Below are 15,248 nucleotides of genomic sequence, written 5' to 3' on the forward strand. Positions count from 1 at the left end.
TCTCGAAGGCCCCGCGGCCGGTCTCCATCGTCGCACACGTCGGGCGTGTGCTCATGCGTGCGCGCGCTCACCCCCGGCTACCCGGGAGGACGCGCCCCCCATCGCTTGGCGACGCCCTCGGCGAGATCGGCCAGCCGCGCGGCGGGCTCGGCGAGGGCGGCCTCGACGGAGCCCGCGTCCGCGGCCACCGAGTAGACGCCCTCGAGCCCGGCCTCCAGGGCCTCCCCCGTGCTCATGTCCACCTGGCCGGCCAGCGCGATGCAGGGAACGCCCTGCTCACGGGCTCGCGCGGCCACCACCGAGACGAGCTTGCCGTGCAGCGACTGGGCGTCGAGGCGTCCCTCGCCGGTGACCACGAGGTCGGCGCGGGCGAGGGCCTCGTCGAGGCCCGCGACCTCGCGGACCAGCTCCCCGCCGGCGACCCTGCGCGCCCCGAGCGCCGCGAGCGCCACGCCCAGCCCACCGGCGGCACCGGCCCCGGGCCGGTCGGCGAGTCCGTCACCCAGCACCGCCGCCCACGTCGTCAGCGCCGCGTCGAGGACGGCCACGGTCTCCTCGTCGGCCCCCTTCTGGGGGCCGAACACCGCCGCGGCGCCCTCCGGGCCGGTCAGCACGTGGTCGACGTCGGCGGCCACGACGAGGTCGACGCCCTCGAACCGCGCGCGCACGTCCGCGAGCCCGTCGAGGCGGGCGGCCCGCGCGAGGCCCCGCCGCCGTCGGGCAGGGCGTCCCCGTCGGCGTCACGGGCCACGGCGCCGAGCGCGGCGAGCATCCCGGCCCCGCCGTCCGTGCAGGCGGAACCGCCGAGCCCGACGACGATCGCGGACGGCCTGTGCCCGGCGGCTGCCGTCATGAGCTCGCCGACACCCCGGCTCGTCGCCGACGCCGCGGTGCGGGGCGTGCGCTCGTCGACCAGGTGCAGCCCGCAGGCCGACGCCGACTCGAGGTACGCCGTCCCGTCCAGCTCGAGCCATGTCGCCGTCGTCGGCGTCCCGAGGGGGCCGGTGACCTCCACCTCGTGGTGGGTGCCGCCGCGCGCGGTGTGCAGGACCTCGACGAACCCGGTGCCGCCGTCGGCGAGCGGGAGCAGGACGGCGGTGTCCTTCGGCTCGCTCCGGGCCCAGCCCTCGGCCATCGCCGTGGCCGCCTCGGCGGCGGTCAGACTGCCGCCGAAGGAGTCGGGAGCGAGCAGCACACGCATACGGCGCACCGTAGGGGTCTCGCGGTCTGGGGAGGCCCGTCCGGGTGCCCTATTCTGGGGACGTGAACTTCTTGCGCCGTGGCACCTCGACCGGATCGGGCTCCGAGCCCGACGACGCCACGACCGCCGAGGCCGACGACCGCGAGACGGTCGTCGTCGGCGAGCGCGGGGCACGCCAGACCACCGGGAAGGGACGCCCGACGCCCGCCCGTCGCGACGCGCAGGGCAAGCGGCGCGGACCGGTGGCGCCGGCCCCCAAGACCCAGCGCGAGGCCATGAAGCGCGCGCGGGCGCTGCGCGGCACCAAGGACGACCGCCGCAAGGCCTCCGCCGACCGCCGCAAGCGCATGATGGCCGGCGACGACTCGGTGCTGCTGCCCCGCGACCGCGGGCCCGCCCGCGCCTACGCGCGCGACCTCGTCGACGCCCGGCGCAACCTCATGGGCCTCTTCATGCCGCTGGCCGTCGTCATCTTCGTGACGGTGATCGTCCCGATCCCGCAGGTGCAGACCGCGGGCAGCCTGATCTGCCTGGTCATGCTCGTGATGATGGCGCTCGAGGGCGTGATGCTCGGCCGCTACGTCGTGACGCGGGTGCGGGCGAAGTTCCCGGACGAGCAGATCGGCGGCCTGTCCTACGGTTGGTACGCGTTCACCCGCGCCACCCAGCTGCGCCGCCTGCGGATGCCCGCGCCCCGGGTGGCCCGCGGCACCGCGATCGCCTGAGCGCGGTCCTGCGCACCCTGGTCCTCGGCGGGACGCGCTCGGGCAAGTCCGCGTACGCCGAGGGGATGCTCGACGCCGACGCGCCGGTGCTCTATGTCGCCACCGCCCGCGGCGTCGACCCGGACGCCGACCCGGAGTGGGCCGACCGCGTCGCCGTGCACCGCGCCCGCCGCCCCGCCGGCTGGCGGACGGTGGAGGACGGCGACCTCCCGGCGGTGCTCGACGCGCACCCCGGTGACCCGGTGCTCGTCGACGACCTCGCCACCTGGGTGACGGGATTGCTCGACGATGCCGGCTGGGTGCGCGACGCCCCGGCGGTCGACGCGGCGCGCGCATCGCTGACGGCGGCCGTCGAACGGTTCGCCGGGACGCTGGTGCTCGTGTCGGCCGAGGTCGGGCTGGGCGTCGTGCCCTCGACGAGCGCCGGCCGCCGTTTCCGCGACGAGCTGGGCGCGGTGAACCAGGCGCTCGCGGCGGTGTGCGACGAGGTCTGGCTGCTCGTGGCCGGGGTGCCCCTGCGTCTGCGCTGACCGGCTACCGTCGCGCCGGGATCGCTTGCCCCCGAACCTCGTCCCGAATCGTCGTGCCAGGAGGAACCGCGTGCACCCGGTCGCCAGCTCGGCCCCGGCGGGTGTCGCACCCCCCGACGAGACCGCCCGCGAGGAGGCCCGCGCGGCGCTGCCCGACGGGAGCTACGGGCGCCTCGAGGAGCTCGCCGCCTGGCTCGCCGCCTGCCAGGGGCGGGCGCCGGCCCGTGCGCCGCGGCGGGTGCGGGCGGTGCTGTTCGCCGCCGACCACGGGATCGCCGCCGCGGGCGTCTCCGCCCACGCGCCCGGGGAGACCGTGGCGCGGGTGGCGGCCGCGCGCGACGGCTCGGCCGCGGTCGCCCGGTTCGCCGAGACCGCGGGTGCCGGGCTGCGGGTCGTCGACGTCGGGCTGGCCACGCCGGTGCCCGGCGACGCGCGCGACGACCGCGCCGTGGTGCGCGGCGGCGGACGCCTCGACGTCGAGGACGTGCTCACCGCCGACCAGGCGGCGGCGGCGCTGCGCGCCGGGCGCGAGGTGGCCGACGAGGAGGTCGACGAGGGCGCCGACCTGCTGGTCGCCGGCGAGCTGGCCGTCGGCGTCAGCACGCCCGTCGCCGTGCTCGCGGCCGCGATGACCGGGCGCGAGCCCGTGGCCGTCGTCGGGCGCGGCAGCGGGATCGACGACCGTGCGTGGATGGTCAAGGCCGCGGCGGTCCGCGACGGGCTGCGGCGCGCCCGCTCCGTGGGCCGCGATCCCCAGGGCCTGCTGCGGGTCGCCGGCGGCGCGGACCTGGCGGCGCTCGTCGGGTTCCTCGCCCAGGCCGCCCGTCGCCGGACCCCGGTGCTGCTCGACGGCGCGGCGACGGCCGTGGCCGCGCTGCTCGCCGACACCGAGGTCCCCGGGGCGCGCGCCTGGTGGACGGCGGGCACGCGGTGCACCGAGCCCGCGCAGGCCTTCGCCCTCGACGTCCTGGGCCTCGAGCCGCTGCTGGACCTGTCGATGCGCGCCGGTCAGGGCACCGGGGCGCTGGCCGCGGTCGGGCTCGTACGCGCCGCGGTGTGCGTCGGCTGACGTGCCCGGCCCCTTCCGCGGCGGGGTGACGCTGGCCGTCGCGATGTTCACCGTCGTGCCCCTGCACGCGCGGCGGATCGACCGGCCCGCCGCCGCGGTGGCGCTCGCCGTCGTCCCGGTCGTGGGCGTGGTGCTCGGGGCCCTGCTGGGCGCCTGCGCCGCGGGCCTGGTCGCGGCCGGGGCGCCGGGGCTGCTCGCGGGGCTCGTGGCCGTCGGCCTCGGGGCGGCGGCGACCCGCGGGCTGCACCTCGACGGCCTCGCCGACCTCGCCGACGGGCTCGGCAGCCACGGCGACGCGCAGCGCATGCTGGCGGTGATGCGGGACCCGGGCACCGGCGCGTTCGCGGTGATCTGGCTGGTCGTGGTGCTCGGGATCCAGGCCACGGCGTTCGGGGCGCTGGCGGAGCGGGGCCTGGTGGTCGCGGTCGTCGGCGGCGCGCTGGCCCTGGGGTTGGGGCGCGCCGCGTTCGCGTGGGTGGCGCGACGGGGCGTGCCCGCGGCGTCCCCGGACGGGCTCGGCGCCCTGGTCGCCGGGACCCAGCCGGCGTGGCTGGCGCCGGTGTGGGCGGTGGTGCTCGCCGGCGCCGCGTTCCCGGTGCTGGGGCTCCGCGTGGTGATCGCGACCCTGCTGGCGGCGGTGGTCGTCGTCCTCGTGGCCGCCCACGCCCGCCGGCGCCTCGGGGGCGTGTCGGGCGACGTGTTCGGCGCCTGCGCCGAGCTCGCGGCCACCGTCGCCCTCGCGGTGCTCGCCGTCGCCTGACGCAGCGAACGCGCTGTTCGCTGCTTCTATGCGCGCAAAGTCCCCGTTGATCGCCCGGTGTCGTCGCGCCGAGGAGGCGCCGGCGGGAGCGAACGCGCCGTTCGCACGCCTAGAAGCAGCGAACGTCCAGCTGAGCACGCCGATAGGGCGTTCGCTCCGTCAGGTGGACGCGCGCGTCAGCGCAGGCGCGTCATCCAGCCCCGGGTGTCCGGGGCCGCGCCGCGCTGGATGGCGGTGAGGCGCTCGCGCAGGCGCTGGGTCATCGCGCCCGGCTTGCCGTCGGCGATGTCGTACTCGCCGCCCTCGTACTTCACGGTGCCGACCGGGGTGATCACCGCGGCGGTGCCGCAGGCGAACACCTCGGTGAGGCGCCCGGCCGCGTTCTCCTTCTCCATCTCGTCGGTGGAGATCCGGCGCTCGCTGACCGTCGCGCCCTCCTCCTCGGCGAGCTCGAGCAGCGAGCGGCGGGTGACGCCGGGCAGCAGCGAGCCGGAGAGCTCGGGGGTGACGACCTCGGCGTTGCCCGAGGGGTCGGTGAACACGAAGAAGAGGTTCATGCCCCCCATCTCCTCGATCCACCGGTGCTCGAGGGCGTCGAGCCAGACCACCTGGTCGCACCCCTGCGCCGACGCCTGGGCCTGCGCGGCGAGCGAGGCCGCGTAGTTGCCGCCGCACTTGGCCTCGCCGGTGCCGCCGGGGACGGCGCGGACGTAGTCGGTGGACAGCCACACGGTCACCGGCGCCAGCCCGCGCGGGAAGTACGCGCCGGCCGGGGAGGCGATGAGCATGTAGAGGTACTCCTCGCTCGGGCGCACGCCGAGCCCCGACGAAGAGCCGATCATGAAGGGCCGCAGGTAGAGCGAGTCCTCCCCGCCCGCGGCCGGCACCCAGCGCTCGTCGACGGCGAGCAGCTCCTCCAGCGAGCCGAGGAACAGGTCCTCGGGCAGCGGGGGCATCGCCAGGCGCTCGGCCGAGCGGGCCATGCGCTCCGCGTTCGCCGTCGGCCGGAACGCGTGGATCGTGTCGTCGGCCCAGCGGTAGGCCTTGAGCCCCTCGAAGATCGTCTGGCTGTAGTGGAGCACGACCGAGGCCGGGTCCATCGACAGTGCCTGGTAGGGCCCGACGGTCGCGTCGTGCCACCCGCGCGCGGCGTCCCAGGAGATCGTCACCATGTGGTCGGTGAAGAACTTCCCGAACCCGGGTGCGGCGAGTACCTCCGTCACACGCTCCGCGGTCGCCGGGGCGGGGTGCGGGGTGTGGGCGAAGGCCGTACTCATGGTTCCAGCCTAGTCCGACGGGGCAAGACCGAGCGCCGCCCGCGTCACCAGGCCGGCGACCCGTCCGTCGCGCACCATCCAGGCCGCCGCGGCGCCGTCCAGACGGGTGCGCGCGCCCTCGACCCCCTCCCCCGCACCGAGGCTCGGCGGCACCGGGCGGACGTGGTGGCGCACCGGGTCTCCGTCGGGCAGCCCGTCCAGATCCGCCGAGGTCACCGCGCCGAGGATCTCCGACGGGGCCGCCGCGCCGTCGGGCCGGTCGTGGGTCACGGGCGCGGGGCCGGGCGTCTGCGCGAGCGCCGCCCGGGCCCGCGCCACCGTCCAGGACGCGCGCACGACGGGCACCGCGACGACCGGCAGGTCGCCCACCAGCGGCCCCGGGACGTCCGCGTCGGGCTCGTCGAGGAAGCCGAGACGTCGCAGCCACCCGTCGTCGAAGTACTTCGAGAGGTACGCCCGCCCGGAGTCGGGGGCGATCACGACGACCACGTCGTCGGGACCCAGGTCGCGGGCCGCGATCAGCGCCCCCGCCACGGCCGTCGCCGAGGAGCCGCCGAGCAGCAGGCCCTCCTCGCGGGCCAGGCGGCGGGCGGTGCGCATCGTCGTGCGGTCGTCGACGCGCACGATCTCGTCGGCCACGGACCGGTCCCAGTTGGCGGGCCAGGGGTCGTCGACGGTGTCGGGGTGGCGGTAGTGGCCGATCGCCTCGACGTAGTACGGGCTGCCGTCCCCGCCACCGTAGGCCGAGGTCACGGGGTCGACGCCGACGACGCGCACCGGGCCCCGCTCCTTGAGCGCCGCGCCGGTGCCCGACAGCGTGCCGCCGGTGCCGACGCCCGCGACGAAGCAGGTCACGCGACCGCCGGTCTGCTCCCAGATCTCGGGCGCGGTGGTGTCGTGGTGGGCGCGGGGGTTGGCGGGGTTGCCGTACTGGTCGGCGAGCCACCCGCCGGGCGTCTCCTGCGCGATCCGCGCCGCCAGGTTGATGACGTGGCGCGGGTCGTCGCGGGGCAGCCCGCCCGGCGTCAGCACCACCCCGGCGCCGTACGCGCGCAGCGCGGCGATCTTCTCGGCCGCGGTGGTGTCGGGGACGACGATCAGCGTGCGGTAGCCGAGGAACCCGCCGACCAGCGCGAGGCCGATCCCGGTGTTGCCCGAGGTGCCCTCGACGATCACCCCGCCCGGGCCCAGCGCCCCGGAGCGCTCGGCGGCCCGGATCATCCACAGCGCCGCGCGGTCCTTGACGCTCCCGCCGGCGTTCTGCCACTCGGCCTTGATGTAGATCGCCGGCGCCAGGCCCTCGGTCACCCGCCGCAGGCGGATCAGCGGGGTGGCGCCGATGGCGTCGAGCACCGATTCGTGGACGCTCCCGGGCACGCCCCGTGTGTACACGCAAAGATGGGCCCGTGACGTTCCCGGGCTTCGGCGAGGCGGTCGTCGACTTCTACGAGGGCCTGGAGGCCGACAACTCCAAGGCCTACTGGACCGACAACAAGGCGCTCTACGACGACCACGTCCGGGCGCCGATGGTCGCGATGCTCGCCGACCTCGAGCCCGAGTTCGGCCCGGGCAAGGTCTTCCGCCCCTACCGCGACGTGCGCTTCGCCGCCGACAAGACGCCGTACAAGGTCCAGTGCGGCGCGACCGTCGGCGGGCGCTACGTCCAGGTCTCGGCCGACGGGATCATGGTGGCCGTCGGCTACTACCGGATGACGTCCGCGCAGGTCGCGCGCTTCCGCACCGCGGTCGACGACGACCGCCACGGGCCGGAGCTCGAGAAGATCGTCGAGGACCTGCGCACCGACGGGTTCACCGTCGACGGCGAGCAGCTGAAGTCCCGCCCGCGCGGCGCCGACCCCGAGCACCCCCGCCTGGAGCTCCTGCGCCACAAGAGCCTGTTCGTCCGGCGCTCGTGGCCGCCGTCCGACGAGCTGCACACGCCCGCCGTGCGTGAGCGGGTGGCCGAGACCTGGCGACGCCTCGAGCCGCTCGGACGCTGGCTCGACGAGCACGTCGGCGTCGACCTCGACGACGCCGCCGACCGCCCGGGCCGCCGCCGCTGACCCTCACGCCCACCACGCGGGCCGCCGCCTAGCGTCGTCGCGTCGTGGGGACGACGACGCGTGCCGCCCTCGGGACGAGCGCGCTCCTGGCGCTGGCGCTGCTCGGCGGCCTCCTCTGGTGGACCGCGTCCGAGCACGGACTCACCGCCCGCGACCTGTGGGAGACCGTGGACCCGCCGGCGGAGTCGTGCATCGAGCAGGACCCGACCACCTCGGGCTGCCTCACGCCGACCGCCCTGCGCCTGCACGACGCCGCCGTCGCCCGGTTCGGCGCGCCGGGTGCGGACGCCCCCATCCGCTCGGTCACCTGCTGGTCGGAGCACGCGTGGAACCCGTCGAGCGACCACCCCGAGGGGCGCGCCTGCGACTTCTTCCCCGGCCGGTACGGCGATGTCGCGGAGGGCGACGACCTCGCCGCCGGGTGGGCCGTGGCGCACTGGCTGCGCGAGGACGCCGGGGAGCTCGGCGTCCGGTACATCATCTGGCAGGGGCGCATCTGGTCCGCCGGGAGCTCCGACGCCGGCGACGGCTGGGGCCGGCCCTACGGCGGCGGCGGGGTGTACGACCCCGAGGACGCCACGGGCGGGCACTTCGACCACGTGCACGTCAGCGTGCGCGACGGGTCCCGGTGGTGAGCCGCCCTGCCCCGTGAGCGAAGTTCCCGGCTATAGCCGGGAACTTCGCTCACGTGGGGATCGGGTCGTGGCGCCAGTCGCGGAGGTTGACCTGGTCGCACGTCAGGGCGAAGGCGTCGATCTCCTCCGTGCTCGCGCCGCGGGCGAACAGCTCGACGAGGCCCCGGAAGTACTCCTCGCGCGGCGCTCCGGGCACGAAGAGGATGAGGAAGCGGGCCATCTCGTCGCCCACCGCGTGGAACCCGTGCACCCCGTTGACCGGGACGTGGGCGAAGTCGCCGTGCTCGAGCACCTGCCACTTCTCCCCGCTCATCACCGCGAGCCGGCCCGAGATCACCCAGAAGGACTCGGAGAACCCCTGGTGGTAGTGCGGGATCGCGCCCCAGCGGCCCGGAACGGCGGCGTCCTCGAAGAGGCCGAAGCCGCCGCCGACGACGTCGCTCGGCGCGGTGAACACGACGGGGCCGGCCTGCTCGGCCTCGGCGCGGAAGCGGTAGACGCCCGGCGCGGACTCCGGGATCTCGGTCGGGAAGCTCACCCGATCATCCTCACCGCACGTGCGACGGGACGAACGGCGGGCTGACCACCTCGCACTCGAGCGACCGGCCCCGGACGTCGACGGTCAGCGTCTCGCCCTCCTCGACGCCCGCCGCGGTGTCGAGCAGCGCGAGCGCGATCCCCGTCTTGAGCGTCGGCGAGAACGTCCCGGACGTGGTCTCGCCGATGGGGACGTCGCCCTGCACCACGGCCATGTGCCCGCGCGGCACGCCGCGACCGGTGGCGCGCAGCCCCCACGAGCGGCGTCGCGGACCCGCCTCGCGCTCGGCGAGCAACGCCTCGCGGCCCCAGAACTCGTCCTTCTTCCAGCCGACGGCGAACCCGCACCGCGCCTGCAGCGGCGTGATGTCGGGGCCGAGGTCCTGGCCGTGCAGCGGCAGGCCGGCCTCGGTGCGCAGGGTGTCGCGGGCGCCGAGCCCGGCGGGCAGCCCGCCCTTCTCGGCCACCACGGCGGCCAGCGCGTCCCACAGCTCCCCGGCGCCGTCCGACGGCGCGATGAGCTCGTAGCCCCGCTCGCCGGTGTAGCCCGTGCGGCAGACGCGCACCGGGCGACCGGCCCACTCCGCGTCGACGAAGGCCATGTAGTCGAGCGGGTCGGGGTCGGTCAGCAGCCCGACCTCGGCGAGCACCTCGGGCGACGCGGGCCCCTGCACCGCGAGCACCACGTGGTCGTCGTGCTCGTCGGCGACGGTGATCCCGGACGGGGCGACCTCGGCGAGGCGCCGTCCGACGCCCGCGGAGTTCGCGGCGTTCGGGACGGCGAAGACCTCGTCGGGGCCGACGAGATAGAGGATCAGGTCGTCGACCACGCCGCCGTTCTCGCCGCAGCACAGCGTGTACTGCGCCTTGCCCGGCACGATCCGCGACAGGTCGTTCGTCAGGCAGCGGTCGACGAACGCGGCGGCGCCGGGGCCGCTGATGCGGACCTTGCCCAGGTGGCTGACGTCGAACAGGCCGACGGCCTCGCGGGTGGCGGTGTGCTCGGCCACCGTTCCCGAATACTGGACGGGCATCTCCCACCCGCCGAACGGCGCGAACGACGCCCCGAGGGCGACGTGGTGGTCGTGCAGCGGGCTACGGCGCCCAGGGATGGTCTCATCGGGCACGGTCTCGGACACCCGCGGCACGGTACGGGAGCCGCCCCGGTCCTAGCATGTGATCGACACCGCCCGGCGCAGGAGGACACCCCACGTGAGCAGCACTCCCGACCTCGATCTCCTCGGCGCCGACCCGGGCGCCGACGCGCTCGCCGGCGTGGACGCCGTGGTCGTCGGCGTGCGCCCCGGGACCGACGGCGGCGACCCCGCCGTGGTCGGCCCGACGTCCGCCCTCGGCGACCTCGCCGGCGAGCTGCCGGGTCTGGTCGCCCTGCTCGGCGGCACGGGCAAGGCCGAGGAGGTCACCCGGGTCCCCACCCGCGGGGCGATCGGGGCGCCGCTCGTGGTCGCCGTCGGGCTCGGGGCCGAGCCGGGCGACACGGGTGGGGCGGGCGAGACGCCCGACCTCGCCGAGCAGGTCCGGCGCGCGGCCGGCGCCGCGTCGCGGACCCTGCACGGGCACGCCGCCCACGTCGTCACCACGCTCTCCGCGCTCGACCTCGCGGCGGCGATCGAGGGCACGCTGCTCGGTGACTACGCCTTCACCGACTACAAGAAGGCCCCCGAGACGGCGCCGACCGAGCTCACGCGCGTCGGCCTGGTCGGCGACGGGGACGAGGCGGCCGTCACCCGGGCGGCGGCGGTCGTGCGCGCCGTCCGGAACGCCCGCGACTTCGTCAACACCCCGCCCAACGACCTCTACCCCGACGCGTTCGCGCAGCGGGCGCGCTCCCTGGCCGAGGCCGCCGGGGTGTCGGTGGAGATCCTCGACGAGTCCGCGCTCGCCGAGCAGGGCTACGGCGGCGTCCTGGGCGTCGGCGGCGGGTCGTCGCGGCCGCCGCGGCTGGTCCGCCTGACCTACAGCCCGGCGAATCCCCGCAAGAAGGTCGCCCTCGTCGGCAAGGGCATCACGTTCGACACCGGCGGCATCTCGATCAAGCCCGCGGCGAACATGGACCACATGACCTCGGACATGTCCGGGGCCGCCGGCGTCGTCGCCGCCACCTGCCTCGCCGCCGACCTCGGGCTCGACGTCGAGGTCGTCGCCACCGTGCCGATGGCCGAGAACATGCCCTCGGGCACCGCGTACCGCCCCGGCGACGTCCTCTCCATGTACGGCGGGACCACCGTCGAGGTGCTCAACACCGACGCCGAGGGCCGTCTCGTCCTCGGCGACGCCATCGCCCGCGCCTGCGAGGACTCCCCCGACTACCTGCTCGAGACCTCGACGCTCACCGGCGCCCAGCTCGTCGCCCTCGGCTCGCGGACGCCCGGGGTCATGGGGACCGACGAGTTCCGCGACCGGGTCGCCGCCCACGCCGTCGCGGCGGGCGACGGCGGCTGGGCGATGCCGCTGCCCGACGAGCTGCGCAGCGACCTCGACTCGCGGGTCGCCGACCTCGCCAACGTCACCAACCACCGCTTCGGCGGGATGCTCGTGGGCGGCATCTTCCTGCGGGAGTTCGTCGCCGACGGCGTGCCGTGGGTGCACCTCGACATCGCCGGCCCGGCCTTCAACACCGGCGGCCCGCACGGCTACACGCCCAAGGGCGGCACCGGCGTCCCGGTGCGCACGATCGCCGCCGTGCTCGACGACATCTCCCGCAACGGCTGAGGTCGGCCGCGGGGGTTTCGCGGAGGTGGAAGGATGAACCCGGACAACGCCTCCCCGACACCACGATGCCGGGCCGGGGCCACCGCACGCCACACGCCGACGCGGGAGTAGCAGCAGTGAGCGACACGTACGACGTCATCATCCTCGGAGCCGGGTCCGGGGGGTACGCCTGCGCCTTCCGGGCCGCGGAGCTGGGCCTCTCGGTCGCGCTGGTGGAGAAGGACAAGGTCGGCGGCACCTGTCTGCACCGCGGCTGCATCCCGACGAAGGCCCTCCTGCACGCCGCCGAGGTCGCCGACTCGGCGCGCGAGGGCGAGCAGTTCGGCGTGAAGAGCTCGCTGTCGGGCATCGACATGAGCGGCGTGAACTCCTACAAGGACAACGTCGTCGCCCGTCTCTACAAGGGCCTGCAGGGCCTGGTGAAGGCCAACAAGGTCACGCTGATCGAGGGCGCGGGCAAGCTCGTCGGACAGGACACCGTCGAGGTCGACGGGCAGCGCTACCAGGGCCGTCACATCGTCCTGGCCTCCGGCTCGTACTCGAAGACGCTGCCCGGCCTCGAGCTCGGCGGCCGGGTGCTCACCTCCACCGAGGCCATCAACCTCGACTACGTGCCCGAGCGCGTAGTCGTGCTCGGCGGCGGCGTCATCGGCGTCGAGTTCGCCAGCGTGTGGAAGAGCTTCGGCAGCGAGGTCACGATCGTCGAGGCCCTGCCGCACCTCGTGCCCAACGAGGACGAGTTCCTCTCCAAGTCGCTCGAGCGCCAGTTCCGCAAGCGCAAGATCGCCTTCAAGACCGGCACCAAGTTCACCGGCGTCGAGCAGAGCGCCGACTCGGTGACGATCAGCCTGGAGAACGGCGAGCAGATCGAGGCGGACCTGCTGCTCGTCGCCGTCGGCCGCGGCCCGAACACCGCCGACCTGGGCTACGAGGAGAACGGCGTCACGCTCGACCGCGGCTTCGTCCCGACGAACGAGCGCCTGCACACCGGCGTCGCCAACATCTACGCCGTCGGCGACATCGTCCCCGGTCTCCAGCTGGCCCACCGCGGCTTCCAGCAGGGCATCTTCGTCGCCGAGGAGATCGCGGGCCTGCACCCGCCGGTGATCGACGAGACGGGCATCCCGCGGGTCACCTACTGCGAGCCCGAGGTCGCCTCGGTCGGCCTCACCGAGGCGCAGGCCAAGGAGGTCTACGGCGAGGTGCAGACCCTGACCTACGACCTCGCAGGCAACGGCAAGTCGCAGATCCTCAAGACCTCCGGCGCCGTCAAGCTCGTCAAGGGCGGCACCGGCGACGACGCCCCCGTGGTCGGCGTGCACATGATCGGCACGCGCATGGGCGAGCAGGTCGGCGAGGCCCAGCTGATCTACAACTGGGAAGCGCTGCCCGCCGACGTGGCCAACCTCATCCACGCCCACCCCACGCAGAACGAGGCCCTCGGGGAGGCGCACCTCGCGCTCGCCGGCAAGCCCCTGCACAGTCACGGCTGATCTCGGCTACGGCTGACCACACCCGCGAGATCGACGAGGAGTCACGAGCACGATGGCCTACACCGTCCAGATGCCTGCTCTCGGGGAGAGCGTCACCGAGGGCACGGTGACGCGCTGGCTCAAGCAGGAGGGCGACCACGTCGACGTCGACGAGCCCCTGCTCGAGGTGTCCACCGACAAGGTCGACACCGAGATCCCCTCGCCCCAGGCGGGGGTGCTGCAGCGGATCGTGGCGCAGGAGGACGACACCGTCGAGGTCGGCGGCGACCTCGCCGTGATCGGCGACGAGGGCGAGGGCGGTGGCTCGTCGGGTGGTGACGCCCAGCCGGCCCAGGAGTCGCAGTCCGAGCCGGAGCCCGAGCCCCAGCAGGAGTCCGAGCCGGAGCCCGAGCCCCAGCAGCAGTCCGAGCCCGAGCCCCAGCCCGCGGCGGCGGCGTCGTCGGGCGGCTCGTCCGGCGGGGCCAGCACGACCGTCGAGATGCCCGCGCTGGGCGAGTCGGTCACCGAGGGCACGGTCACCCGCTGGCTCAAGCAGGTCGGCGACACCGTCGAGGTCGACGAGCCGCTGCTCGAGGTGTCCACCGACAAGGTCGACACCGAGATCCCCTCGCCCGTCGCCGGCACCGTGCTCGAGCTGCGCGCCGGCGAGGACGACACCGTCGAGGTGGGCGGCGCCCTCGCCGTGATCGGCGACGCCTCGCAGGCGTCCGGCGGGGGCTCGCCGGCCCCCACCCAGCAGGAGCCGCAGCAGGCCGAGGCCCAGCAGGCCGAGTCCGCCCCGCCGCGCGAGGACCCGCGCCCCGAGCCCGAGCGCCCGGCCGAGCCGGAGCCCGCGCAGGCCCCGGCCGGCGCCCAGGCCGCGTCCGGCGCCGACGACTACGTCTCCCACGAGACCGAGCAGCCCACCGGCCCGAGCGGGCCCGCGAACGCGGGTGCGCAGAAGGCCCCGTCGCAGGCCTCGACGCAGGGCAACGGGGCGTCCGCCCCCGCGGGCGACGAGGCGAGCGGCTCGCCGTACGTCACGCCGCTGGTGCGCAAGCTCGCCGCCGAGCGCGGCGTGGACCTGTCGTCGCTGACCGGTACCGGCGTCGGCGGCCGCATCCGCAAGCAGGACGTGGTCAAGGCCGCCGACGAGCAGGACAGCGCCGCAGCCACTCCGGCGGGCGACGCCCCGGCTGCGGCGCAGGCCTCGGGCGGCTCCGGCGGCGGGGCGGTGCACGGCGGCGAGGTGCAGAAGCCGTCCGCGTCCGGCTCCCGTGGCTCCTCCGGCGCGCCCGCGCCGGACACCTCGGGGCTGCGCGGCACGACGCAGAAGCTCTCGCGGCGCCGGGCGACGATCGCCAAGCGCATGGTGGAGTCGCTGCAGATCTCCGCCCAGCTGACGACCGTGGTCGAGGCGGACCTCACGCGGATCGCGCGCCTGCGCGACCGGGCGAAGGCCGACTTCCAGAAGCGCGAGGGCGTCAAGCTCTCGTTCCTGCCGTTCATGGCGCTGGCCACCGTGGAGGCCCTCAAGGCCCACCCGCAGGTCAACGCGATGATCGACACCGAGAAGGGCGAGGTCACCTACCACGGCGCCGAGCACCTGGGCATCGCCGTCGACTCGCCGGCCGGCCTGATCGTGCCGGTGGTCCACGACGCCGGGGACCTCAACCTCGCCGGGCTCGCCCGCAAGATCTCCGACGTCGCGGACCGCACCCGGGCGAACAAGATCACGCCGGACGAGCTCTCGGGCGGCACGTTCACCATCACGAACACCGGCTCGCGGGGCGCGCTGATCGACACCCCGATCATCAACCAGCCCCAGGTCGGCATCCTCGGCACCGGTGCCGTGGTGAAGAAGCCGGTGGTGCTCCAGGACGACTCGGGGGGCGACGTCATCGCCATCCGGTCGACGGCCTACCTGTGCCTGTCCTACGACCACCGCATCGTCGACGGCGCCGACGCCGCGCGCTTCCTGACGACGATCAAGGACCGCCTCGAGGGCGGTGCCTTCGAGGGCGAGCTGGGCCTGTAGCTCGCGCGCACCTGTTCTGACCGAAGGGCACCTTCACGCGCTCTAGCCGCGCGAAGGTGCCCTTCGGTCGTCCTGTCCCGAGCCCGCCCCGAGCCGCGCCGTTCCGACGGAGGGCGCCCCTCGCCGCTCTAGCCGCCTGAAGGTGCCCTTCGCGCGGAACGGGGCCCGGTCCTCCCGCGACACGGCCGAACGCCGACCCCGGGTCGCG

13 protein-coding genes and 1 pseudogene are annotated in these 15,248 nt (G+C 75.3%); 9 read left to right on the forward strand and 5 right to left on the reverse strand.

What is annotated here, in order from left to right; all coding sequences use genetic code 11:
• Nucleotides 1-77 precede the first annotated feature (77 nt).
• Nucleotides 78-1,201: pseudogene (locus ACQPYN_RS19460) on the reverse strand (glycerate kinase family protein).
• A 62-nt stretch (nt 1,202-1,263) separates the two neighbouring features.
• Between ACQPYN_RS19460 and ACQPYN_RS19465 the strand changes: the two are divergent.
• From ACQPYN_RS19465 to ACQPYN_RS19480, 4 genes are all read left to right on the forward strand, one after another.
• Complete coding sequence (locus tag ACQPYN_RS19465; RefSeq protein ID WP_433026276.1) at nt 1,264-1,926, forward strand: DUF3043 domain-containing protein; 663 nt, start codon at nt 1,264-1,266, stop codon at nt 1,924-1,926.
• Nucleotides 1,927-1,934: 8 nt separating this feature from the next.
• Nucleotides 1,935-2,456, forward strand: a complete 522-nt coding sequence (gene cobU / locus ACQPYN_RS19470) for a bifunctional adenosylcobinamide kinase/adenosylcobinamide-phosphate guanylyltransferase (protein ID WP_433038963.1) — start codon at nt 1,935-1,937, stop codon at nt 2,454-2,456.
• 70 nt (nt 2,457-2,526) lie between these two features.
• On the forward strand, nt 2,527-3,525 hold the full coding sequence (locus tag ACQPYN_RS19475; protein ID WP_433026279.1) for a nicotinate-nucleotide--dimethylbenzimidazole phosphoribosyltransferase: 999 nt from the start codon (nt 2,527-2,529) through the stop codon (nt 3,523-3,525).
• 1 nt (nt 3,526) lies between these two features.
• Nucleotides 3,527-4,285 (forward strand): adenosylcobinamide-GDP ribazoletransferase, encoded by a 759-nt coding sequence (locus ACQPYN_RS19480; RefSeq protein ID WP_433026282.1) that lies wholly within the window; start codon nt 3,527-3,529, stop codon nt 4,283-4,285.
• 176 nt (nt 4,286-4,461) lie between these two features.
• On the opposite strand, the gene ACQPYN_RS19485 is transcribed toward ACQPYN_RS19480, so the two are convergent.
• Nucleotides 4,462-5,562, reverse strand: a complete 1,101-nt coding sequence (locus tag ACQPYN_RS19485; RefSeq protein ID WP_433026285.1) for a branched-chain amino acid aminotransferase — start codon at nt 5,560-5,562, stop codon at nt 4,462-4,464.
• 9 nt (nt 5,563-5,571) lie between these two features.
• On the reverse strand, nt 5,572-6,939 hold the full coding sequence (locus tag ACQPYN_RS19490) for a PLP-dependent cysteine synthase family protein (protein ID WP_433026288.1): 1,368 nt from the start codon (nt 6,937-6,939) through the stop codon (nt 5,572-5,574).
• Between the two features lie 29 nt (nt 6,940-6,968).
• Between ACQPYN_RS19490 and ACQPYN_RS19495 the strand changes: the two genes are divergently transcribed.
• Nucleotides 6,969-7,625 (forward strand): DUF2461 domain-containing protein, encoded by a 657-nt coding sequence (locus tag ACQPYN_RS19495; RefSeq protein WP_433026291.1) that lies wholly within the window; start codon nt 6,969-6,971, stop codon nt 7,623-7,625.
• 44 nt (nt 7,626-7,669) lie between these two features.
• Complete coding sequence (locus ACQPYN_RS19500; RefSeq protein WP_433026294.1) at nt 7,670-8,260, forward strand: hypothetical protein; 591 nt, start codon at nt 7,670-7,672, stop codon at nt 8,258-8,260.
• A gap of 49 nt (nt 8,261-8,309) precedes the next feature.
• Here the strand turns inward: ACQPYN_RS19500 and ACQPYN_RS19505 are convergent, their stop codons facing one another.
• Together ACQPYN_RS19505 and gcvT are read right to left on the reverse strand one after the other, a co-directional pair.
• Nucleotides 8,310-8,798, reverse strand: coding sequence for a cupin domain-containing protein (locus ACQPYN_RS19505; RefSeq protein ID WP_433026297.1), 489 nt, complete (start codon nt 8,796-8,798; stop codon nt 8,310-8,312).
• A 10-nt stretch (nt 8,799-8,808) separates the two neighbouring features.
• Nucleotides 8,809-9,936: a glycine cleavage system aminomethyltransferase GcvT gene (gene gcvT, locus ACQPYN_RS19510; RefSeq protein ID WP_433026300.1), complete on the reverse strand. Its 1,128-nt coding sequence runs from the start codon at nt 9,934-9,936 to the stop codon at nt 8,809-8,811.
• A gap of 73 nt (nt 9,937-10,009) precedes the next feature.
• On the opposite strand from gcvT, the gene ACQPYN_RS19515 reads away from it, so the two are divergent.
• The 3 genes from ACQPYN_RS19515 (at nt 10,010) to sucB (ending at nt 15,040) form a co-directional block, all read left to right on the forward strand.
• Nucleotides 10,010-11,530 (forward strand): leucyl aminopeptidase, encoded by a 1,521-nt coding sequence (locus ACQPYN_RS19515; protein WP_433026303.1) that lies wholly within the window; start codon nt 10,010-10,012, stop codon nt 11,528-11,530.
• Between the two features lie 116 nt (nt 11,531-11,646).
• Nucleotides 11,647-13,023, forward strand: a complete 1,377-nt coding sequence (lpdA, locus tag ACQPYN_RS19520) for a dihydrolipoyl dehydrogenase (RefSeq protein ID WP_433026306.1) — start codon at nt 11,647-11,649, stop codon at nt 13,021-13,023.
• Nucleotides 13,024-13,075: 52 nt separating this feature from the next.
• The gene (sucB, locus tag ACQPYN_RS19525; RefSeq protein WP_433026309.1) at nt 13,076-15,040 is read left to right on the forward strand and encodes a 2-oxoglutarate dehydrogenase, E2 component, dihydrolipoamide succinyltransferase; all 1,965 of its coding nucleotides are present in this window, start codon (nt 13,076-13,078) and stop codon (nt 15,038-15,040) included.
• The last annotated feature ends 208 nt before the right edge of the window (nt 15,041-15,248 follow it).

The organism is Actinomycetospora sp. CA-053990 (assembly GCF_050948445.1).
GTDB classification, from domain to species: Bacteria; Actinomycetota; Actinomycetes; order Mycobacteriales; family Pseudonocardiaceae; genus Actinomycetospora; species Actinomycetospora callitridis.